The organism is Clostridium sp. AF12-41, from assembly GCF_003461685.1.
Taxonomy (GTDB): domain Bacteria; phylum Bacillota; class Clostridia; order Lachnospirales; family Lachnospiraceae; genus Otoolea; species Otoolea fessa.
In genome coordinates, this window is sequence record NZ_QTXO01000002.1 from 20,591 (window position 1) to 42,501 (window position 21,911).

18 protein-coding genes are annotated in these 21,911 nt (G+C 48.3%); 7 read left to right on the top strand and 11 right to left on the bottom strand.

Translation table 11 applies throughout. From position 1 onward, the window contains the following. Positions 1–100 precede the first annotated feature (100 nt). The 8 genes from DWV73_RS03655 to DWV73_RS03690 all read right to left on the bottom strand — a co-directional run bounded on the left by DWV73_RS03655 (position 101) and on the right by DWV73_RS03690 (position 10,531). Positions 101–3,577, bottom strand: coding sequence for a DNA polymerase III subunit alpha (locus tag DWV73_RS03655; protein WP_117795854.1), 3,477 nt, complete (start codon positions 3,575–3,577; stop codon positions 101–103). Between the two features lie 137 nt (positions 3,578–3,714). Next, complete coding sequence (locus DWV73_RS03660) at positions 3,715–3,969, bottom strand: HPr family phosphocarrier protein (RefSeq protein WP_107001048.1); 255 nt, start codon at positions 3,967–3,969, stop codon at positions 3,715–3,717. 113 nt (positions 3,970–4,082) lie between these two features. Continuing rightward, positions 4,083–5,039, bottom strand: a complete 957-nt coding sequence (gene whiA / locus DWV73_RS03665; RefSeq protein ID WP_022359301.1) for a DNA-binding protein WhiA — start codon at positions 5,037–5,039, stop codon at positions 4,083–4,085. Positions 5,040–5,055: 16 nt separating this feature from the next. Further along, positions 5,056–5,931 (bottom strand): RNase adapter RapZ, encoded by an 876-nt coding sequence (rapZ, locus tag DWV73_RS03670; RefSeq protein ID WP_022359300.1) that lies wholly within the window; start codon positions 5,929–5,931, stop codon positions 5,056–5,058. Between the two features lie 38 nt (positions 5,932–5,969). Beyond that, positions 5,970–6,884 (bottom strand): UDP-N-acetylmuramate dehydrogenase, encoded by a 915-nt coding sequence (gene murB / locus DWV73_RS03675; protein ID WP_117795856.1) that lies wholly within the window; start codon positions 6,882–6,884, stop codon positions 5,970–5,972. Positions 6,885–6,980: 96 nt separating this feature from the next. Beyond that, positions 6,981–7,907 carry an HPr(Ser) kinase/phosphatase gene (gene hprK / locus DWV73_RS03680; protein WP_022359298.1) on the bottom strand — a complete coding sequence of 309 codons (927 nt, stop codon included), beginning with the start codon at positions 7,905–7,907 and terminating at the stop codon, positions 6,981–6,983. 40 nt (positions 7,908–7,947) lie between these two features. Next, positions 7,948–9,825, bottom strand: a complete 1,878-nt coding sequence (gene uvrC / locus DWV73_RS03685) for an excinuclease ABC subunit UvrC (RefSeq protein WP_117795858.1) — start codon at positions 9,823–9,825, stop codon at positions 7,948–7,950. Between the two features lie 112 nt (positions 9,826–9,937). Next, on the bottom strand, positions 9,938–10,531 hold the full coding sequence (locus DWV73_RS03690; protein ID WP_117795860.1) for a DUF1653 domain-containing protein: 594 nt from the start codon (positions 10,529–10,531) through the stop codon (positions 9,938–9,940). Positions 10,532–11,205: 674 nt separating this feature from the next. Between DWV73_RS03690 and DWV73_RS03700 the strand changes: the two genes are divergently transcribed. Next, on the top strand, positions 11,206–12,684 hold the full coding sequence (locus DWV73_RS03700) for a DUF1846 domain-containing protein (protein ID WP_022359314.1): 1,479 nt from the start codon (positions 11,206–11,208) through the stop codon (positions 12,682–12,684). Positions 12,685–12,822: 138 nt separating this feature from the next. On the opposite strand, the gene ftsH is transcribed toward DWV73_RS03700, so the two are convergent. Further along, entirely contained in the window at positions 12,823–14,955 is a 2,133-nt protein-coding gene (ftsH, locus tag DWV73_RS03705; RefSeq protein ID WP_117795864.1) for an ATP-dependent zinc metalloprotease FtsH, read from the bottom strand. A 557-nt stretch (positions 14,956–15,512) separates the two neighbouring features. On the opposite strand from ftsH, the gene DWV73_RS03710 reads away from it, so the two are divergent. Further along, on the top strand, positions 15,513–16,016 hold the full coding sequence (locus DWV73_RS03710) for a GNAT family N-acetyltransferase (RefSeq protein ID WP_107001054.1): 504 nt from the start codon (positions 15,513–15,515) through the stop codon (positions 16,014–16,016). Between the two features lie 173 nt (positions 16,017–16,189). On the opposite strand, the gene DWV73_RS03715 is transcribed toward DWV73_RS03710, so the two are convergent. Beyond that, positions 16,190–17,485: a tyrosine-type recombinase/integrase gene (locus DWV73_RS03715; RefSeq protein WP_117347818.1), complete on the bottom strand. Its 1,296-nt coding sequence runs from the start codon at positions 17,483–17,485 to the stop codon at positions 16,190–16,192. Positions 17,486–17,571: 86 nt separating this feature from the next. After that, positions 17,572–18,201 (bottom strand): helix-turn-helix transcriptional regulator, encoded by a 630-nt coding sequence (locus DWV73_RS03720; protein WP_117347817.1) that lies wholly within the window; start codon positions 18,199–18,201, stop codon positions 17,572–17,574. A gap of 175 nt (positions 18,202–18,376) precedes the next feature. Here DWV73_RS03720 and DWV73_RS03725 point away from each other — a divergent pair, with 175 nt between their 5' ends. The 5 genes from DWV73_RS03725 (at position 18,377) to DWV73_RS03745 (ending at position 21,805) form a co-directional block, all read left to right on the top strand. Continuing rightward, a complete protein-coding gene (locus DWV73_RS03725) occupies positions 18,377–18,607 on the top strand; it encodes a helix-turn-helix domain-containing protein (protein WP_002578307.1) in 231 nt (76 codons plus the stop codon). A gap of 145 nt (positions 18,608–18,752) precedes the next feature. After that, positions 18,753–19,067, top strand: coding sequence for a DUF3847 domain-containing protein (locus DWV73_RS03730; RefSeq protein WP_002578306.1), 315 nt, complete (start codon positions 18,753–18,755; stop codon positions 19,065–19,067). After that, the gene (locus DWV73_RS13135) at positions 19,067–19,420 is read left to right on the top strand and encodes a hypothetical protein (RefSeq protein ID WP_009243740.1); all 354 of its coding nucleotides are present in this window, start codon (positions 19,067–19,069) and stop codon (positions 19,418–19,420) included. The genes DWV73_RS03730 and DWV73_RS13135 overlap by 1 nt, the downstream gene beginning before the upstream one ends. Beyond that, complete coding sequence (locus tag DWV73_RS03740) at positions 19,396–21,117, top strand: MobA/MobL family protein (RefSeq protein WP_009243741.1); 1,722 nt, start codon at positions 19,396–19,398, stop codon at positions 21,115–21,117. The genes DWV73_RS13135 and DWV73_RS03740 overlap by 25 nt, the downstream gene beginning before the upstream one ends. Continuing rightward, on the top strand, positions 21,101–21,805 hold the full coding sequence (locus DWV73_RS03745) for a DUF6040 family protein (protein WP_117795866.1): 705 nt from the start codon (positions 21,101–21,103) through the stop codon (positions 21,803–21,805). Before DWV73_RS03740 ends, DWV73_RS03745 begins: the two co-directional genes overlap by 17 nt. Positions 21,806–21,911: the final 106 nt, after the last annotated feature.

Here is a 21,911-nt window from a genome sequence, read left to right on the forward strand (position 1 = left end):
TTTTTATGATATTTTTTTAACATGTCGCCAAAGCGTGTTACTGTTCACACATACATGCCCAGTTACCAAAGCTTTCAATGTCCAATGCAAATTTTAACACTTATGAAGAAATCTTCCCCAGCGGTTTCTCCACCACCTTGACGTTCTTCTCGCCCAGCATCTCGCTGAGCGTCGTCACCAGCGCCTCGCCTGCCCGCACATTCCAGTTGCGCGGCAGAACCTTTTTCGCGCGCTCACGTCCCAGGTAAATGATCACGGTGTCATTTCCATCACTTGTTTTCAGGAGGTCGAGAAGTTCTTTCTCTCCCGCCAGATACGCATCCTTGTCCGCATACTGAATCCACAGCTCGCGCGGCACCTGCGAAAATGGGATAATCTGCTCGCAGATCAGTTTTCCGACCGGCTCATCGCCGACCGATGCGCGCCCGCGGATAAAGACTTTTTCATCCTTTATCAGCATATCGCGCCGTTTTTCATAATCCTTCGGGAATACCAGCACTTCCACACTTCCCGCCAGATCTTCCACCGTCAGGAACGCCATCATTTTGTTATTCCGGGTCGTCTTAACCGTTTTCTCGGTGATCATTCCGCCGATCGTCACATACGCGCCGTCGTGAACCACCGCCGAACCGGTCTCCTCATCCACAACAAAATCGGAGCTCTTCGCCGTCACATTTTTCTCCCAGGTGCCGATATATTCCTCCAGCGGATGCCCGCTGACGTAGACGCCCAGCATTTCTTTCTCGTATGCCAGATATTCTTCCCTCGAATACTCTCCGACATTCGGAAATGTGATCTGAAAACTCTTCTTGTCCTCTTCCGCTGCAAAATCAAAGAGTGACATCTGCCCTTCCATCGTATTTTTCTTCTCTTTATTCTTCTGATCGACCATCGAACCGCAGACCATACATTTCTGCTTGCGGGTTCCCGGCAGCCCGTCCATCGCACCGGATTTGATAAAACTTTCCAATGTGCGTTTGTTGACCTCCCTGCCCGACATCCGGTCAATGAAATCTTCCAGCGAGCGGAATTTTCCATGTTCGGTCCGCTCCCGCACAATCTCATCCACCACCGACTGACCGATACTCTTGATCGCCGATAAACCATAGCGGATCGCGCCGTCCGAAACAGAGAAGCCGCCCTCGCCCTCATTGATATCCGGCGGCATGATCTTCATACCCATCTGACGGCAGCTCATGATATATTCCGATACCTTCGTAACATTATCCTTGACCGAGGTCATCAGCGCCGCCATGAATTCGACCGGATGGTAATATTTCAGATATGCCGTCTGGTAGGAGACAACCGCATACGCCGCCGCGTGCGACTTGTTGAAGGCGTATTTCGCAAAATCGATCATCTCATCGTAAATATGGTTCGCCGTCTTCTCGTCGATCCCATTCGCAATACAGCCCTTTACGCCCTCTTGTGCATTGCCGTAGACGAAATTCTGGCGTTCTTTCTCCATGACTGCCGCTTTTTTCTTTGCCATCGCACGGCGCACCAGGTCGCTTCGTCCCCAGGTATAACCAGCCAGATCGCGCACGATCTGCATAACCTGCTCCTGATAGACGATACAGCCATAGGTCGGCGCCAGAATCGGTTCTAACTGCGGGCACTCATAGGCAATCGAAGCCTTGTCATTTTTGCCTTTCAGATAACGTGGAATGAAATCCATCGGACCCGGACGATACAGGGAAATACCGGCGATCAGATCCTCCAGGTTTTCCGGCTTTAACTCTTTCATGAATCCTTTCATGCCGGAACTCTCCAGCTGGAACACACCGTCATTTTTGCCGGTTCCAATCGAATCCAGCACCTTTTTATCGTTGTAATCGATCTTATCTATATCAAGCGGTTTTCCGGTCGTTTTCTCCACCAGGCGAACCGCATTCTGGATAACCGTCAGGGTTCTAAGACCCAGGAAATCCATTTTCAGAAGTCCCAGCTCTTCCAGCGTCGTCATCGTAAACTGGGTCGTGATCGAACCGTCAGATGCCCTGGACAACGGCACATACTCATCGACCGCCGCACGGCTGATGACAACCCCCGCCGCATGCATGGAGGTATGTCTCGGCAGCCCCTCCAGACGTTTACTCATGTCGATCAGATATTTGACCGAATCATCCGACTCATACGCCTCACGCAGATCCGGACTGGCTTTGAGCGCCTTGTCTAGCGTCATGCCGAGATCACCCGGAATCATTTTTGCGATCGCATCACACTGTGCATACGGCATATCGAGCGCGCGCCCCACGTCGCGGACGACACCCTTTGCCGCCAGCGTACCGAAGGTAACAATCTGCACGACGCGGTCTTTTCCGTATTTCCGCACGACATAGTCGATAACCTCCTGACGCCGTTCGAAACAGAAATCGACGTCGATATCAGGCATGGAAACTCGTTCCGGATTCAGGAAACGCTCGAAAATCAGCTGATAGCGAATCGGGTCGATGTCCGTGATCTCCAGACTGTACGCGACGATACTGCCCGCTGCCGAACCACGTCCCGGACCGACCATGATACCGTTTGATTTTGCAAAATGGATAAAATCCCACACAATCAGGAAATAATCGACATATCCCATCGAATGGATAACGTCCAGCTCATACCTCAGGCGCTCCCGTAGCGTCCCATCGTCGTTCGGGTAGCGCTTGTGAAAGCCCTCCCCGCAGAGCTTCTGCAGATATTCCCAGGACGTATATCCGTCCGGGACATCATACTGCGGCAGCTTCGTCACGCCAAACTCGATCTCGACATTGCATCTCTCGGCGATCTTGTGCGTGTTGTCAAGTGCTTCCTGTGCATACGGAAACAGCGCACGCATCTCCTCCTCGGATTTGACATAGAACTGCCCGCCCTCATAGCGCATCCGGTTCTCGTCCGTGACTTTTTTGCCCGTCTGGATACAGAGCAAAATATCGTGCGATTCCACATCTTCTTTATAAATATAGTGGCAGTCGTTCGTCGCCACCAGCGGAATCTGCAGTTCCTGGCTCATCCGCATCAAGCCCTGGTTGACCGTCCGCTGCGCCGGGATGCCATGATCCTGCAATTCCAGAAAGAAATTGTCCGGTCCAAAGATATCGCGGTATTTCTGCGCCGACTTGCACGCTTCCTCATACATGCCTCTCGACAAATACCTCGGGATCTCGCCCGCCAGACACGCGCTGAGTGCAATAATGCCTTCATGGTAGGTTCTCAGCACCTCGTCATCCACACGCGGTTTATAATAAAATCCCTCGACAAAGCCCTTGGAGACGATCTTCATCAGATTCTGATAGCCGGTATTATTTTCCGCCAGCAGAATCATATGATAATAGCGATCCTCGCCGCTTCCCGCCTCCCGGTCAAAACGCGATCCGGGCGCCACATAGATCTCACAGCCGATGATCGGCTTGATCCCATTTTCTCTGGCTGCCCGGTAAAAATCGATCACGCCGTACATGACGCCGTGGTCGGTAATCGCCAGACTGTCCATCCCCAGTTCCTTCGCCCGGGCGGTCAGTTCTTTTATTTTACTCGATGCGTCAAGCAGACTGTACTCTGTATGCACATGCAGATGTGTAAATGCCACCTTTTTCCTCCCATTCAGATCTTTTAAGGGACTGCCGTTTCCCGCGAAACGACACCCCCTCATCTATCAAAGCTCTTGTTTTGTGTAACTGTTACGTCCCCTGTCTCTTTCCGAAAAACGGTCAGAAATCTGGATTTCTACTGATTGCTCAGATATTTCTCAATTCCCTCGATCGCACTCTCCTCGTCGCTGCCATCAGCCGTTACCTTTACGTGCGCGCCCTCTGCCAGTCCCAGCGTCATCATGCCCATGATGCTCTTTGCATTGACGCGTTTTTCTTCACTTTCCACATAGATGCTGCTCTCATACTGGCTTGCCACCTGCACCAGCATCGCCGCAGGACGTGCCTCCAGACCTGAACTCAAACCAATTCTGATTTCCTTACTTGTCATAATATCCTCCTCATCGAGCCCCGCTCGAAAAAAACGGCAAAATCCGCTGCCACTACTGTATCGCACGGAATTTTCCATCCGGGAAATTCCTGCCTGTGAACAATAACCTAACTTTACTCGCCCCGCTCTTCGCGGAGGCTTTCAGCTACTGCACTTATCTTTCTGAGCCTGTGATTGACTCCCGATTTTCCAACCGGATGGCTCAGATTCTCCCCCAATTCCTTCAAGGTTGCATCTGGCATCTCCAGACGAACCTGTGCTACCTCTGAAAGAAGCTCCGGCAAGTAATCCAGCCCGACCGTATCACGGATGTATGTGATATCCGCAAGCTGCTTGACTGCCGCCGAAACAGTCTTATTGATATTGGCAGTCTCGCAGTTGACCTGACGGTTGACGCTGTTTCGCATTTCTTTCAGGATCCGGATATTTTCCAACTCCATCAATGCCACATGCGCTTCCATCAGCCCCAGAAGTTCCACAATCTGACTGCCTTCTTTTATATATACCACATAATACTTCTTTCTGACAACTATTTTCGCATCGATGTCGAATGTCAGAATCACATTCTGAAGCTGCACCGCTTTTTCAAGCGACGCGCATACGATCTCAAAATGATAAAATTTCTCCGGATCGCTTAAGGATCCGGCTGCCAGAAAAGCGCCCCGGATAAATGCCTTCTTGCAGCACGCATTCTGAATCACCAGATTCCGCACCACCGAAAGGTTTTCCCCGACATTTCCCTGCGCATCCACCATCTTGACCGCCTCCAGCACCCGGAGTGCATTTTCGTGATCGCGCACCAGAAGCGTATAAGAACGGCTCTTTTTTAAAAATGCATTGCGCCGGATCGAAATGTCCGCCTTAATATTAAATGTATTTTTCAATAATGTAAAGTATTTTCGTGCAACCGCTACGTTTTCCGTGTGGATCCGTATGCTGAAATGATCCTCTTCATCGATATGAATCTTGCCGCAAAGGCTCAAAATCGCCGCCAGCTCTGCAATCTGGCAGTGCCTCGCCTTGCTCAGCTGATGCGACAGCTCTTCCTTTACCCGGGCTGAAAATGACAAAGTCCTCTACCTCCGTTTACCCTTTTGTCCGGTTATCCATCTCTATGTCCCGATGTTCCAGTTTAAGCCCTATTTCCGAGTGCTCCTTGAGGCGCTCATAGAGCCGGTTCGCCACCGTAACCGAACGGTGCTTTCCACCGGTACATCCGACGGCTATGACAAGCTGATTCTTTCCTTCTTTTACATAGTACGGAAACAGGAAGTCAATCATGTCATAGAGTTTATCCAAAAATACGTCTGCCGTCCCGCCGCGGCGCACAAAGTCCTGCACCGCCTTCTCATTGCCGGTATGGCTTCTTAAATTCTCATCATAATAAGGATTCGGCAGAAAACGGACGTCAAACACGAGATCCGCGTCCGACGGAATCCCATATTTAAAGCCAAAACTTAAGATCGTCACAAAGAGGCTGGAAAAGCGCTCGCGCCCCATGAAAATCCGTTCCAGTTCCGCCTTGAGCTCCCGCGTCAGAAGCGTGCTGGTGTCCAGAATATAGTCCGCCCGCTTTTTCAGGAAATCGAGTTTCAGGCGCTCTTTCGCAATACCGCGGTCCAGCCGCTCTTTTCCTGCCAGCGGATGGGAACGGCGCGTTTCCTTATATCGCTTGATCAGCACCTCATCGCTGGCATCCAGAAACAGGATCTCATACGGAAACTGGATGTTATTCCAATCATTCAGCGTTCCCTCCAGCTGTGCCAGCTCGTCGCCGCTGCGGACATCGATTCCCAACGCTGCACAGCTTACCTCCCCGCTGCTGCTCTGCACCAGCTCCGCAAATTTTCCCACCAGCGGGATCGGGAGATTGTCAACACAGTAAAATCCCATGTCCTCCAGCATTTTCAGTGCCGCCGTCTTTCCGGCTCCCGACATACCGGTTACGATCACAAGCCGCATATTGTTCCTCCCTTTTCCATACTCTATATATCTATATCTTAAAAGCCCAGCATCTTTACTTCCGTCTCCAGTTTCACCCCAAACTGCTCATACACGCGCTTCTGCACCGTCCCACACAGCCCCGCGATGTCCGAAGCCGTCGCATGGTCGCGGTTGATAACGAAACCACAGTGTTTCTCCGACACCTGTGCGCCGCCCTCCTGATAGCCGCGAAGTCCGGCATCTTCGATCAATTTTCCGGCGAAATAGCCCTCAGGGCGCTTAAAGGTGCTTCCGGCACTCGGATATTCCAGCGGCTGTTTTTCCCGCCGTTTGGCTGCCAGTTCATCCATCCGCACCCGGATCGCTTCCGGATCACCTTTCTCCAGACGGATCCGCGCCGATAAAACGATATATCCGCGCTCCGGGATGCAGCTGTGGCGGTAACCCAGATCCAGTTCTTCCGTTTTAAGCTCTTTTACCTCGCCGTCCGGCGTCATCACGCGCACAGATTCCAGCACATCCTTTAATTCTCCGCCGTAAGCGCCCGCATTCATGACCGCCGCGCCGCCCACGGTTCCAGGAATCCCGGCTGCAAACTCAAATCCGGTCATTCCATCTTTCTGCGCCTCCCTGGCGGCACGCGAAAGCAGCACACCGGCGCCCAGCTCATAGACGCCCGGTTCTCCCTCCGGACAGACCACCTCTGTAAACTGGCTTCCCAGAAGGATCATCACGCCCGGATAGCCCGCATCACTGACAAGCAGATTGCTTCCATTTCCTAATATGTAATACGCTTTCTCTGCCTCCCGGCACGCCGCCAGCACTGCCGCCAGCTCTTTTTCGCCCTCCGGGATCACAAAATAGCGGGCTGGTCCACCAGCCCGAAAGGTCGTATGTGCGCTCATCGGCTCCTGCTCCCGCACGGAAGCAGCGCCGATGGCATCACAAAGTTTCTGATAAAAATTAGACATATCTATTTTCCTTTATTCATTTCATAACGGCTCCATCCCTTGCAAGTCAGGCTTTACGCACTAAATCACACGAATCAGACTGCGTGAAGCGTTCCATTAATCTCTTCTTGCTAGGTTCGCCTGTACCCGCTTGTACAGTTCTTTCGCCGCATTATATCCCATCTTCTTGGTACGATAGTTGACCGCCGCCGACTCTACGATGATTGCCAGGTTACGTCCCGGACGGATCGGAATTGAATGGCATACAATCTTGTTGCCAAGAAACTCGGTATACTGATCTTCCATGCCAAGGCGGTCATACTCCTTGTCCTTATCCCACTCTTCCAGCTTGATTACCATGTCAATCGACTGTGTATCCTTTACGCTCTCTACACCGAACAGCGTCTTGACATCGATAATGCCGATACCGCGAAGCTCGATGAAATGACGGGTAATATCCGGTGCCGAACCGATCAGGGTTTCATCGCTGACGCGGCGGATCTCGACCACATCATCGCTGACGAGACGGTGACCGCGCTTAATCAGTTCCAGCGCTGCCTCACTCTTGCCGATACCGCTCTCGCCCATAATCAGGACACCCTCGCCAAATACATCGACCAGTACGCCGTGAATGCTGATCATCGGCGCCATCTTGACGTTCAGCCAGCGGATGATCTCCGCCATCAGATCCGAAGTCGTCTTCTCCGATACCATGCACGGAACCCCATAATGGTTACACAGCTCCAGTACTTCCTCCTCCGGTGCCATGCCGCGGCTATATACCAGACATGGTATACCCGAAGACAGCAGTTTGTCAAACATTTCCCGGCGGCGCTGCGGAGTCAGGGTCGAGATGTACGCATTTTCCACATAACCGATGATCTGCACACGGTCCTTGTCAAAATGGTCGAAAAATCCAGTCAGCTGCAATGCCGGACGGTTCACATCCGCATGCACCAGCATAACATTGTCCGTCTCCAGCTCCGGCGTCATATTGCGAAGCCCCATCTTATCGATCAATTCTGTTATCGTCACTCCACCCATACTTTTGTCTCCTTTTATTTTTACTATTGTCTACATCCTATCACATCTTCCCCTGCTTGTCATCACGGAAAAATATATAGACTGCCTCGGCGGCTGCCCGGTTCATCTGTGGCGCAGCTTCCAGCTCCTCCACGCTCGCCTCCCGGACTGCTTCGATTGTCTTGAACGTCCGCATCAGAGACTTACGGCGCGCTGGTCCGATGCCCTTGATATCATCCAGCACGGAGCGCACCTGCTCCTTGCCCCTAAGACTCCGGTGGTACTCGATCGCAAACCGGTGCGCCTCGTCCTGAATCCGGGTGATCAGCTGAAATCCTTCCGAATGGCGATCGATTGGAATTTCCACATTCTGATAATACAATCCCCTCGTCCGGTGGTTATCATCCTTTACCATGCCACAGACCGGGATTTCCAGCTGAAGCTCTCTTAATACCTCCAGCGCGATATTAACCTGTCCGCGTCCGCCATCCATCATCAGCAGATCTGGAAAACGCGTAAAACTTCCCATCGCCAGATCGCCGCCCTCGGCTTGCAGTTTCTTCGTCTCCTCCAGACCATGGGAAAACCGCCGCAGCAGCACCTCGCGCATCGAAGCGTAGTCGTTCGGTCCCTGAACCGTCCGGATACGGAATTTGCGGTAATCATTGCGTTTCGGACGTCCATTTTCGTAGACAATCATCGAACCGACCGACTCAAAACCGCTGATATTGGAAATATCGTAGGCTTCTACCCGCTTGATTCCCGAAAGCCCGATCCACGATCCAATCTGATTCATCGCCCCGATCGTCCGGAGCTCCTCGCGCTTGATCTTCTCCTTATCCTGGGAGAGCACCATCTTCGCATTCTTCTCCGCCAGCTCGACCAGCCGCTCTTTCTCGCCCATCTTTGGCACGACAAAGCGCACCTTCTGTCCCCGGCGCGCCGTCAGAAAGCTGGCGATAACCTCCGCGTCCTCTAACTCCTCCTGCACCCAGATCTCATGCGGCACAAACGGCGTTCCCGCGTAAAACTGTTTGACGAAGCTGTTTAAGATTTCTGCCTTGCTCTCCGAGCCGGTCAGATTCATATGGAAATGTTCCCGCCCAATAAGCTTGCCATCGCGCACGAAGAACACCTGCACAACCGCATCGCGCTCATCCTTCGCCATCGCGATAATATCCCGATCTTCCATGCTCTGGCTCGTAATCTTCTGCTTCTGCGCCACCTTTCTGACACTGTCAAGCAGATCCCGGTACTCAATCGCCTTCTCAAACTCCATCGTCTCGGACGCCGTCCTCATCTTTTCTTCCAGATATTTCATGACCGGCTCATACTGTCCATTTAAAAACCCGACCGCCTGCTTCACCGATTTCTGATAATCTGCCTGTGAAATATACCCCTGACATGGCGCGTCGCACTGGTGAATATGGTAATAAAGGCACGGACGGTCCTTTCCCATATCCTGCGGCAACTTCCGGCTGCACGCCCGGATCCGGTATATCTTCCGAATCAGCTCGATTGTGTCTTTGACTGCTCCCGCGCTCGTAAAAGGACCAAAATACTTATTTTTATCCTTTTTCATCTGGCGTGAAAACAAGATCCGCGGGTACTCCTCCGAAGCCGTCACCTTGATGTACGGGTACGTCTTGTCATCCTTGAGCATCGTATTGTAGCGTGGGCGGTGCTCTTTGATCAGGTTGCACTCCAGCACCAGCGCTTCCAGCTCCGAATCCGTCACGATATACTCAAAACGTGCTATCTTCGAGACCATCTGCTTGATCTTCGCCGTCTTATCCCGGCTGCTCTGGAAATATTGACGGACTCGGTTTTTCAGGCTGATCGCCTTGCCGACATAGATAATCGCGTCCTTCGCATCGTGCATAATATAAACACCCGGCTGCCCCGGCAGTTTTTTCAGTTCTTCTTCTATTTGAAACATCTCAAACCATCCTGTTTTCTAATCTGCTGCCACCACGTTTTCTTACGGCACTTTCGGTTCCAAAAGTGCCTACCCGTGAACAGTTACCCAGACTCTTCTGCCAGACAGCCGCTCACTTTCCATACCGCAGACGCGGTGCATCGTACCTCTGCTGCATCCGGATGCACTGACGGATCGCGTCCAGCTCTTCCTCCACGCTTCCACCGACCGGATTCATATCCAGACAGAAGCAGAGACTGTCGAGATCCCGCTTAGCTACCTTGCCGCTCATTCTCTGGAGCACTTCCAGCCTGCCCTCGGTCGTTTCCTGATCTAGAAATTCTGCCACAAGCGGATGCAGTTCCGGTTCCTCCTGCGGTGTGTCCCAGGAATGAGTGGCTGCGTCAGCCATTTTCGAACGGCGTACACCTTCATTTACGACATGAGTCGTTCTGGTTGTCCTTATTTCCTGCTGTTTCGAATTTTCCCACGGACCCGCCGCAATCCGCTCAAACCGGTATCTCTGCGCCGCCTCCGGATATTTTACCCGATCTACCTCTTCCATAAACATAGAAAGCGGTCTAACCCAGACGCCATATTCTCCATAGAGCGCCTGATAGACAACCATCTTTTCCCCCGTTTCCGAGTGGGTCGCCACCGCCAGAATCTGATATTCTTTATTTTTAAAATGCCGGTACCGCTCGCCCGGCTTTGGAATTTCCCGCATGAATGCTGATACCTCCTTAAAACATCTCGCTAAGTGTTCACATTATATCACGATTCGCCGTTCGCCTTAAATCTGCAAGCAGCTTTCTGGCTCACTTGCGCTCATTATATCATAAGAACGTATTCTCACCCGTCCACTCACGAATCCGCGCTATCGCGCTCCACCGCCCTGCTTCGCATGGCTGTTCGTTCGTTAATGGCGCAAGAAAAGAATATGTCTGCTTCGCAGCCGCATTCTTTTCTTCTGCGCTCATTATATCACATTTTGTATGCCCTTTTCTGTTTTTTATCAATTTACATCCAGATTTTCTTTCCTCCATCCCCATCGCCTGTACACAAAAATTTTCGCCAGAAAATATTACATTTCCGAAAACCAAATCCGTCATTTTTCCGATTTTAAATTTTTTTTATTTTCCCTCTACTCAAATAGACTTTTTTGTAGGATAATAGAACTAATTGTGATTCTTTGCGGTCTGCTGTGCTGCGTTCATTTCACACAAAGAGCATCGACATAAACAACTGCGAATGGCAGTCTGTGCCGGACATGGACTGTGACCTGGCGGCGCAATCATCCATACAAACATATGATTTTCATCCCACCAGATGGAAACCGGCATCTGCCCCCACCGCGATACCGGTATTCTGTGCGGGACGAAACTAAGAACGGAGGATTAGATGAAAATCGGTTTTGACAACAACAAATACCTGAAAATGCAGTCGGAACATATCCGTGAGCGTATCAACCAGTTCGGTGATAAGCTCTACCTCGAATTTGGCGGAAAACTGTTCGATGACTACCACGCATCCCGGGTTCTTCCGGGCTTTGCACCTGACAGCAAGCTGCGGATGCTTCTGCAGTTAGCGGATCAGGCAGAGATCGTCATCGTCATCAGTGCTGCGGATATCGAGAAAAACAAAGTACGTTCCGACCTTGGCATTACTTACGACGTAGACGTACTCCGTCTGATTCAATCCTTTACCGACAAGGGACTCTATGTTGGAAGCGTTGTAATCACCCACTATTCCGGGCAGAACACTGCGGATGTCTTCAAACACAAGCTCGAATCCATGGGCATCAAGGTTTACCGCCACTACACCATCGACGGTTATCCGGGCAATGTTCCGCTGATCGTCAGCGATGAAGGTTATGGTAAAAATGATTACATTGAAACCAAACGTCCACTCGTTGTTGTCACCGCGCCGGGACCGGGAAGCGGAAAAATGGCAACCTGCCTTTCCCAGCTCTACCACGAGAACAAACGCGGCGTCAAGGCTGGATATGCCAAATTTGAGACCTTCCCGATCTGGAATATCCCGTTAAAGCACCCGGTCAACCTGGCATACGAGGCAGCGACCGCTGACTTAAACGATGTCAACATGATCGATCCGTTCCATCTGGAGGCTTATGGTGTAACAACGGTCAACTACAACCGTGACATCGAGATTTTCCCGGTTCTGAGCGCTATTTTCGAGGGAATCTACGGCGAGAACCCGTACAAATCCCCGACTGATATGGGCGTCAACATGGCAGGAAACTGCATCATTGACGACGAAGCCTGCTGCGAGGCATCCCGTCAGGAAATCCTGCGCCGCTACTATCAGGCATTAAACCGCGTTGTCAAAGAGGATGTCGGCAAAGAGGAAGTTTATAAGATCGAACTTCTGATGAAGCAGGCAAAACTGACCACCGATATGCGCAAGGTTGTTCCGGCTGCCCTGAAACGCGCCGAAGAAACCGGTGCTCCGGCTGCTGCCATCGAACTTCCGGACGGAACCATCGCCACCGGAAAGACAACCAACCTGCTCGGCGCTTCCGCTGCCCTGCTTCTGAATGCTGTCAAGGTACTTGGCAATATTCCGCACGATGAGCACCTGATCTCCCCGATCGCGATCGAGCCGATCCAGAAGCTGAAAGTCGAGTACCTCGGAAGCCGCAACCCGCGTCTCCACACCGATGAAGTTCTGATCGCGCTGTCCATGTGCGCCGCTACCAACAAACACGCACAGATCGCCCTGGAACAGCTCGAAAAACTGCGCGGCTGCCAGGTTCACACCTCCGTCATGCTGTCGGAGGTTGATATCAAGACCTTCAAACGTCTCGGCATCGAACTGACCTCCGAGCCGGTATATGAGCACAACCGCCTGTACCAGTAATTGATATAATCCTATATAAATAACGGCTGTATCTCAGCAAAACAGAACTCATAGATTTTTCAATATATGGATTCACATTGCTGAAATACAGCCGTTCTATTTACTGTATAAATATTTCTTTTATGCTATACATCACTTTTATTTCCGGTCGAACGAGCTTCCACCGCGCATCTCATCCTCATTTGGACTCTCTGCTGCTACAGCTTCTGCCGATTCCGGTGTTTCGTCCGCCGGTGCTTCATCCGCCGGTTTTCCTTCCAGCTTCTGCTGGTTCTGTGAGTTTTCCGCGTTCGTTTCCTCCGCAGTCTTTACCGGCTGAACCTCATCGCCTGTCTTCGCAGCCTCCGGCATCTCAATCCGGTCCTCGCCTTCCTGTTTCTTTTCCTCCAGCTCCGGGATTCCCTTTACCTCATGGAAAATCTTCATGAACTCTTTACCGGTGATCGTCTCTTTCTCAATCAGGAACGCCGCAATCTTATCAAGCGCCTCGCGGTTTTCACTCAGCAGGCGTTTCGCCTCCTCATAAGAAACCTTCAGAATATGCATGACTTCCTGGTCAATCTCTGCCGCCGTCATATCACTGCAATTCAGGACGGTTCTCCCGTTCAGGTACTGATTTTCCTGGCTTTCCAGTCCCATCAGACCAAACTTCTTGGACATACCGTACTGGGTTACCATCGCACGCGCGATCCGGGTTGCTTTTTCAATATCATTTGACGCACCTGTCGTTACCGTATCAAAAACGATCTCCTCAGCCGCACGTCCGCCTAAAAAGCCGACCAGCATCGCGCGGATTTCCTTCTCGGTATTTAAGTACTTCTCTTCCTCAGGCACCTGCATGACATAGCCAAGCGCACCCATGGTACGCGGCACAATCGTGATCTTCTGTACCGGCTCCGAGTCCTTCTGCAGGGCGCTGACCAGCGCATGACCCACCTCATGATACGAAACAATCTGGCGCTCTTCCTGGCTCAGGATGCGGTCTTTCTTCTCTTTGCCAACCAGAACCAGCTCAACTGCCTCAAATAAATCCTTCTGGGAAACGGCTTTCCTGCCATTCTTAACGGCTGTGATCGCCGCCTCGTTCATCATATTGGCAAGATCCGCACCTACAGCGCCGGATGTCGCCAGCGCGATCTCCTCGAAATCAACCGTCTCATCCAGTTTTACATCCTTGGAATGTACCTTTAAAATCTGCACACGCCCCTTTAAATCCGGCTTATCCACGATAATTCGGCGGTCAAAACGTCCCGGACGAAGCAGCGCCGGATCCAGAATCTCCGGGCGGTTCGTCGCCGCCATGACTAAAAGACCCTTGGAGGAATCAAATCCATCCATCTCCGAAAGGAGCTGGTTTAACGTCTGCTCACGTTCATCGTTGCCGCCCAGACGGGAATCACGGCTTTTACCGATCGCATCCACCTCATCGATGAAAATGATACACGGAGCCGACTGCTGCGCCTGCTTGAACAGGTCACGCACACGGGATGCGCCGACGCCGACAAACATTTCCACAAAATCTGAACCGGACAGAGAGAAAAACGGAACCTTCGCCTCTCCAGCTACTGCCTTGGCAAGAAGTGTTTTACCGGTTCCTGGCGGTCCGACTAACAACGCACCCTTCGGCAGTTTCGCACCAATCTTCGTATATTTTCCCGGGTTATGCAGGAAATCAACAATCTCCGTCAGAGACTCCTTCGCCTCATCCTCGCCTGCCACATCCTTGAACGTAACACCGGTCTCTTTCTGTACATATACTTTGGCATTGCTCTTGCCGACACCCATTATGCCGCCTCCGCCGCCCATGCGCTTCATCATCATATTGAAAATGACGAACATCGCTGCAATCGGAAGCACCCACTCAAGCAGAAGCATGATAATACTGCCTGTCGCGTCCACTTCTGCCTGTTCATAGGTCGTAACACCAGCTTCATCCAGCTTCTTCTCCAAATCCGGATCGTTGATCGGAATCGTGTAGTACTCCATTCCTACCAGATTTCCGTATTTGCCCTGGCTGCCGCCATATTTCTTCGAATCTTCCTTCGGCGTGATCTGAATCTTTCCATTGCCAATCACAACCGATTCTACCTCGTGATCCTTAAGCATCTGATTAAACTCGCTGTACGGCATCTTGTGCGTGCGGCTGCCCTGCCAGAGGTTGTGCATCATCGCCACGCAGAGAAGCGTAAACAGCATCGTCATGATCAGCACTGCATAATTCTGACCGCGGGGATTTTTTCCATTTTTATTCTGGTTTCCCTTATTATCCATACACTTTCTCCATTCTGTGTCACTGTACATCAGGAATCTGTCACATCAGGTTACTCAAAAGCCCTCTAAATCTGCCGCATCTGCTTCTCATCCGGCTTCATGCCCGCTTTTCTTCCCCGTCAGCGTGCAAATTTCTGCGTACTCTTATTCATTATAGTGGCAGATTGCCTATAAATCAAGAAGTGAAAATATTAAAAACTTGTGAACTCCTTATAAAATATAGGTGTTTTCTCTGCATATATGAAATGCCATCAAAACTATCCGCTGTGTATCTCTTCCCGATACAGTTACCTCGTCACAGTTATTCGAAAAATTGCTTTTTAAAAAGTCCCTATTTACATTTGTGTGTCTGATGTATCAACAGTATAATGATACATTTCACGAATTGCGTATGCAATTAGAAAATCAAGTAGTCCAAATTCCATAAAATGAAATTTTAGGGCAAATTACAGACATTGGCTTGGCTGTAGTATTTTTAAACAACGTGTGTTAGACTACTGTTATACAAATCGGAATTGACCGAACTCTTTGAGAAAAATAGGAGGAAGCAGCTTTTTATGTTGTACTTAAAATCAGCTAATTTGGAAGATATTGAAAAGGAATACGAATTTATTACTAATACCCCTTCCAATGAAAATGGATTTACGAATTTTGCGTCTGGATGTTCAAGAAAGGAATTTGAAATAAAAATATTACCTGGTTATATTAATGCTGAAAAGGGAATTGATCTGGCTGATGGATGGGTTCCAGAAACGGATTTTTTCTTATGGGATGATGAGAAAATAGTAGGATTATTTCGCGTGCGTCATTACCTTACTCCTGCACTTGCAAACGGAGGAGGCCATATAGGATATGGAATAAAGAAAGAATTCAGAGGCAAGGGATACGCCTCGGAAGGGTTGAGATTGACAATCGAAAAAGCCTGGCACATTATTAAAGAAGACGAAATATATATGTCTGTTCATAGGGATAATATGGCATCTTTGCGTGTGCAGATTAAAAATGGGGCCTATATTCATCACCAAGATGAAAAAGAGTTTTATACCAGAATAAAACGATAAATTCCCGTTTATTGGGAAGTCACAGAGAACGAAAAATCGGAATTTGTGGAGAGATTTCCTGAACTTTCCTTATTTTTCAAGGCTTACAGCCTCTTAGATAGTGAAATGATATGTATTTTCCCTTATCTTTGCCCTTATGCGGAATCCGCAAGGGAAATAAGGGAAATTTTTAGTTAAGCATTGCTCACTACTTTATCAAGAAGTCTTGCGGAATCCCGTTTTGCTTTTCTTGTTGAGTGAGCGTAAATATTCATTGTGGTACTGACATCAGAGTGTCCTAACAGTTCCTGTACATCTTTCGGTGCAGCCCCATTGGAAAGCAGATTGCTGGTGTAGGTGTGACGTAACTGGTGGAAATGGAAATCTTCAAATCCTTCCAGTTTCTTTGACACTGATCTGCATACAATGCTGAGTGTACTCGGCAGTTCCAAAGAGCCATCCGGTCTTAAGCAGACAAAGGAGATTTCTTTGTAATCTGCCGGGACTTCCTGCGTTCCGTCAAGGTGATAGTATTCATAATAGACTCTGTTTTTCACATGAACTTCTTTGTAGTAATTGCGGTGATATAATTCGCCATACTGCATCCGGTTTTTGAGTTGTTCCTTTCTGGCAGCTTTCAGTATTTCAGTCAGGGTATCGCCAAAATCAACAATCCTAACTTTTTTCCGCTTCGTTGGTCCAATAATGTTTTTGTGTTTCATGCCGTCGTAGCGGATACTGCGTTTTATGGTCAGGCATTGTTCCTCAAGGTTAATGTCCTGCCATGTAAGACCACAGGTTTCTCCGATACGGAGCCCGGCATAATACGCAATCTGAATCGGTAGAATGGCAGGTGGGTTTTTCTTTTCCAGATACTTGATAAGTTGCTCGTAATCATCATGCGAAATCGGTTGTGTGCCTTCTTCCACTTCATCATCGGAAAAGAGGTCAACTTCCTCTGCCTGTCGTTTCAGTTTGATATATTGCATCGGATTGAAACTGATTAGTTGTTTTGGAAATACTGCAAAACGGAATGACTGCTGTAACACTGCGGAAAAAGAATGGATATAATCTTTGCTGTATCCCTTTCTTACTTTCCCGTCTGGAAACTCACCACCGAATGTAAGCAGATCAAGAAATGCCTGTAAATGTTCGGCAGTAACTGTTTTCAGTTTGCGGTCTGCAATCGGGTGTTTTTTGATACAGCGGATTGCACCAAGATAATTTTCCACTGTGCCGTTGCTGAGTGTCCCGGTTTTCAGTTCTTCTTCCGCCCACATATCCAGAAGCTCTCCTACCGTAAGGCTGTCTGCCTTTGCGACAAACTTCTTATTTTCGTAATCTTCCAGTGCTTTGCGGAGAAGTTTTTCCGTCTCACTTTTACTTTCGGTTCCAGCATATTCTTTCTGAACCATTTTACCGCTTGCATCTTCTACATAGAAGCGATAGTACCATTTTTTTCCTTTTTTTCTAACAGATCCTTTTGCCATAATTGTATTTCTCCTTTCGATATCAGACAATCGGAACTGTTGAAATGCTTCTTGCGTGTAAGTATATCACAACTCCGGTTGTCTTACTATACCGATTCAGAATCCTCATACATAACTTCGGATAAAAGATTGGCAAGTCTTTGTTCGGCTGCTTCCGGTTTCTTTGAATAGAGCCTTATCACATCTGCCATATCGTTAAATGCGTTGACAGTATGTGTGATCTCTCTGAGAAACATAATCTCATTATATTCATCTTTCGATTCGAATCCCATTACTTTGGCAATGTCCGCATCTTTGGTACTGCCTTTGTAATTTTTACAGGCGAACTGAAACGAATCCAGAAACAGTTCATATTGCTTTAACATTAACAGCAGTAAGTCTTTAGAAAAAGCGTCTTCTGTTTTATTAAGATCAAGAGGTAACTGTTTGAGAATATCGCCCATCACATCACGAATCTGCAATTCCTTCTTATCCGTAATATCAGTTTCATATTCATCGGTTTCCCCTTTGAGCCATTCAATCGATACATGAAGTGCTTCCGAAAGGCCTTCCAGTACCATCTTTTTGGTATTGTCAATCGAACCATTCTCATAACGCAGGATTGTGGAAGCGGTAACTCCCATCTTCTCTGCGACATAAGGCTGTGTCAGATTTAATTCGAGACGGCGCTGTTTTGCCCTGCTGCCGATCAGCTTGCGTAGTTCTTTATCTTTCATGCTGATGTGCCTCCTTTTTCGGTATGTCATTACTATACCACGCAACAAAATATATTGCAATATGCAATTTATAGAAAACGAATGAAATTTCATAATGCTTGACAAAGCAATATAAACACGCTATACTGACAGCACAAATGAAATTGCATAATGCAATTTAAAAGGAGGTGGTCATATGACACAAAGAAAGATTGCCTTATCTATTGAAGAAGCTGCTGATTATACGGGAATCGGCAGGAACACCCTGAGAAAACTGGTGGAATGGAAGAAACTTCCGGTATTAAAGGTTGGGAGAAAAGTCCTGATCAAAACGGATATGCTGGAACTTTTTATGGAAGCCAACGAGGGCAGAGACTTGAGGGATAAGGGAAATGTGAAAGCAGTCACAAGAAACGGTTCAACTTAAAAAAGCGGTTCCCGAAGAAACCGCCAAAGGTTCTATCAGACCGGAGTCATGATATACCTACACGCAAACAGATTATACCATGTACTTCGTCTGACAGACAACAGGAAACTTATGTTTGGAAGAAAAAGAAAGGACGATGATATTTATGGCAAGATCAACAAAGAGTTATGAGGAGCGTATGCTCCAGTTGGAAAAGAAAGAACAGGAAAGCCTTGAGAAAGCAAAACAGTATGCAGCACAGAAACGGGAACTGAAGAAACGTCAGAAAGATGTGGAAACTAAAAAGCGGACACACAGGCTCTGCCAGATTGGTGGTGCGGTGGAATCGGTGCTGGGTTCTGCGATTGAGGAAGATGATATCCCAAAGCTGATCGGCTTCTTAAAAAGGCAGGAAGCAAATGGGAAATTCTTCTCAAAGGCAATGCAGAAAGAGCCAGTTGCGAATACGGAGGAAGTGTAATGCCGGAGGGAGTGGATTTTCCATTCCCTTCATTGCTTTTTCATGAAGGGCGCACTTATGGACAACCAGAGGTCGTCCGTATAAGTTTGCCACAGGTGGCAACCGGTCTGCGCTTATGCTTGCCGGGCTCGTTCCGTCGGCGGGGCTTTCAGCCAGACCTGCTCATGCCGCAGGAGGCACTCTTCGCCAGAGGGGCGCATTCCATGCAGGCTGTTATGCACAGGGCACTCTTACGCAGAGGGCGTTCCGGCAGATACCATTTTCTTTTTGGGAAAACGTTACCTGCCGGAAATCAAAGCCGGATACGGCAGAAAGGGGGAAACGGAGCATGGCGATTTTTCATTATACAGTAAAGATTGTTGGACGCAGCAAAGGGAAATCCATCATATCAGCATCTGCGTATCTCAATGGTGATGTGATGAAAAATGAAGAAACAGGCAGGATCAGCTACTACACTGCCAAAAAAGAAGTCGTTTATACCAGCCTGTTGATGTGTGAAAATGCACCACAGGAATGGCTGAACGTACCTGCTGAAAATATCAGACGGTTTCAGAAATCTGCCCGATATAAAAGAGCAGATAACAAAGATGCTGCACTGGGAAAATTTAAACTTACTTTTCAGAAACAGCGTTTATGGAATGAAGTTTTGAAGATTGAGAAGACCTCGGATGCACAACTCGGCAGGTCATTTGAATTTTCGCTTCCGAAAGAATGGAGCCGACAGGAACAGATTGATTATACAACTGAATATATTCAAAAGACCTTTGTAGATAAGGGAATGTGTGCGGACTGGAGTATCCACGATAAAGGAGATGGAAATCCCCATGTGCATTTACTTGTGACGATGCGACCATTCAATCCAGACCACTCATGGGGGAACAAAGAAATCAAGGATTGGGAGTTTGTCAGAGATGAAAATGGAAATATTGTGGTGGATGAATCCCATCCGGACTGGTGGCAGGATAAAAAGAACCCTGACCGTCATGGAATCCGAATCCCCGTACTTGATGAAAATGGAGTCCAGAAAGTCGGGACAAGGAACCGCAAACAGTGGAAACGTGTATTAACCGATGCTACCGGGTGGAACAATCCGAAAAATTGTGAGCTATGGCGGAGCGAATGGGCAAACGTCTGTAATGCACATTTGAAAACGGAAAATCACATTGACCACCGTTCTTATGCAAGGCAGGGAAAATTAGAGATACCGACGATCCATGAGGGCGCAGATGCCAGAAAAATTGACGAGAAATTTCAAAACGGACAGACATCCTCTACTTCATGGAAAGTAGAGGAAAACCAGATCATAAAAAGACAAAATGCACTGCTGGATAAAATACAGATTTCTTTTGGAAAAGTATCCAGTGCATTAACACAATGGAAGGAGCGATTGCGTGACATTAGAAGAAAGCCGGGAAGTCATTCCCATGATGGAGACAATGATAAACCAGATCGAGGAACAGCAGAATCTTATGGCAGAGATGGTACAGGAATTGCAGGAACGGGACAGGCAGCTCCTGTCTTTTCAGGAGCAGAACCAGAGTTTAAAAAGCTTAAACAGCGAATTATCCAGGCTGCTAAATCTTTTGCCAGATACAGAAGAACTGCTCTCACAGATCGAGCAACAGAAAACCAGAATCGAACAGTTGGAAAACGAGAATCAGCAATGGCAGGAATTAACGCAGAAGCTGAACAACGAGAACAGCTTATTGCAGAAACAGAACAGCGAATTGCTGACCTTAAACAGCAGATAGAGAAAGCGAGGGAGATCGATGAGCGAATGCAGAAACTTAGAGAACGTCGGGCAGGTGGAAGAACTTCTGCTGATGACCGAACAGATGCAGGACGAACTGGATCAGAAAGACCAGACAATCCAGGAACTAAACAGGCAGCTAAGCGAATCGCTGACCTTGAACGAGAAATTGAACAGCGAAAACAGAGCCGAGAATATCGAAGCATTGCGGACAAGATTAAGGCAAACAGAGGAACGATTGACCAGCGAGACAGACAGCAGGAAAAGAGCCGACGCAGAAGCCGTGGCATGGAAATTTAAGTATGAAAAAGCAGAGCAGGAAAAACTTTATGCACAGACACACCAAAAGACGGTAGAGGTAGCTGTTGAGAAAAAAGTGCCTTATGAGAAATGTGAAAAATGTGACCGTACTGCTTACCGGAAAGCAAAAGAAAAATGCGATAGCCGTAAAAGCCAGTTAGAAAAGAAATATAAAAATATGACGATTGGTTATGAAAGTATCTTGTTTCTACTGGCATGGTACAGCATAACAACAACACTGTTTACTGCGATTCTTTCGCCGGTTTTCCTTAACGACTGTATCGTCTTTTTCGGTGCGTTAGGAAAAGGAATGGGAAGTTTATTTCGGGAGTTTGTGACAGGTGCAGACTCTTTCGGACAGTTAAGCAGTGGAATACCTAACAGTATTCTTTCCGGGATTGTGTACTGGCTGATTGCCGGTACTGTCATGGCAATTTTATTCGTAATAACCGGGTGGCTGATAATCGGGATTGGTTATCAGGTAGGAAAAATCTACCGGAAATATTGTTGGGATATCATCAGCATTATGGTGGCAATAATGAGTACAGCTATCGTAATCTACTTTGGCGAATGGATAAAATCTGTCATTCCGATAAACCTCATTGTACTGTTACTACTTGTATATGTGGTCTATATTGGAATTCGATGTTATGTAAAAGACTGGCGAGAAGAGCGGGGATATTATTAAAAGAGGATAGGGAAATTTCATAATCTTCCTGTCCTTAGTAAGGGACTATTGATTGTTTATATAAAGAAAAAGTATATAAATAAATCTTGACAATTAGTACGAACTC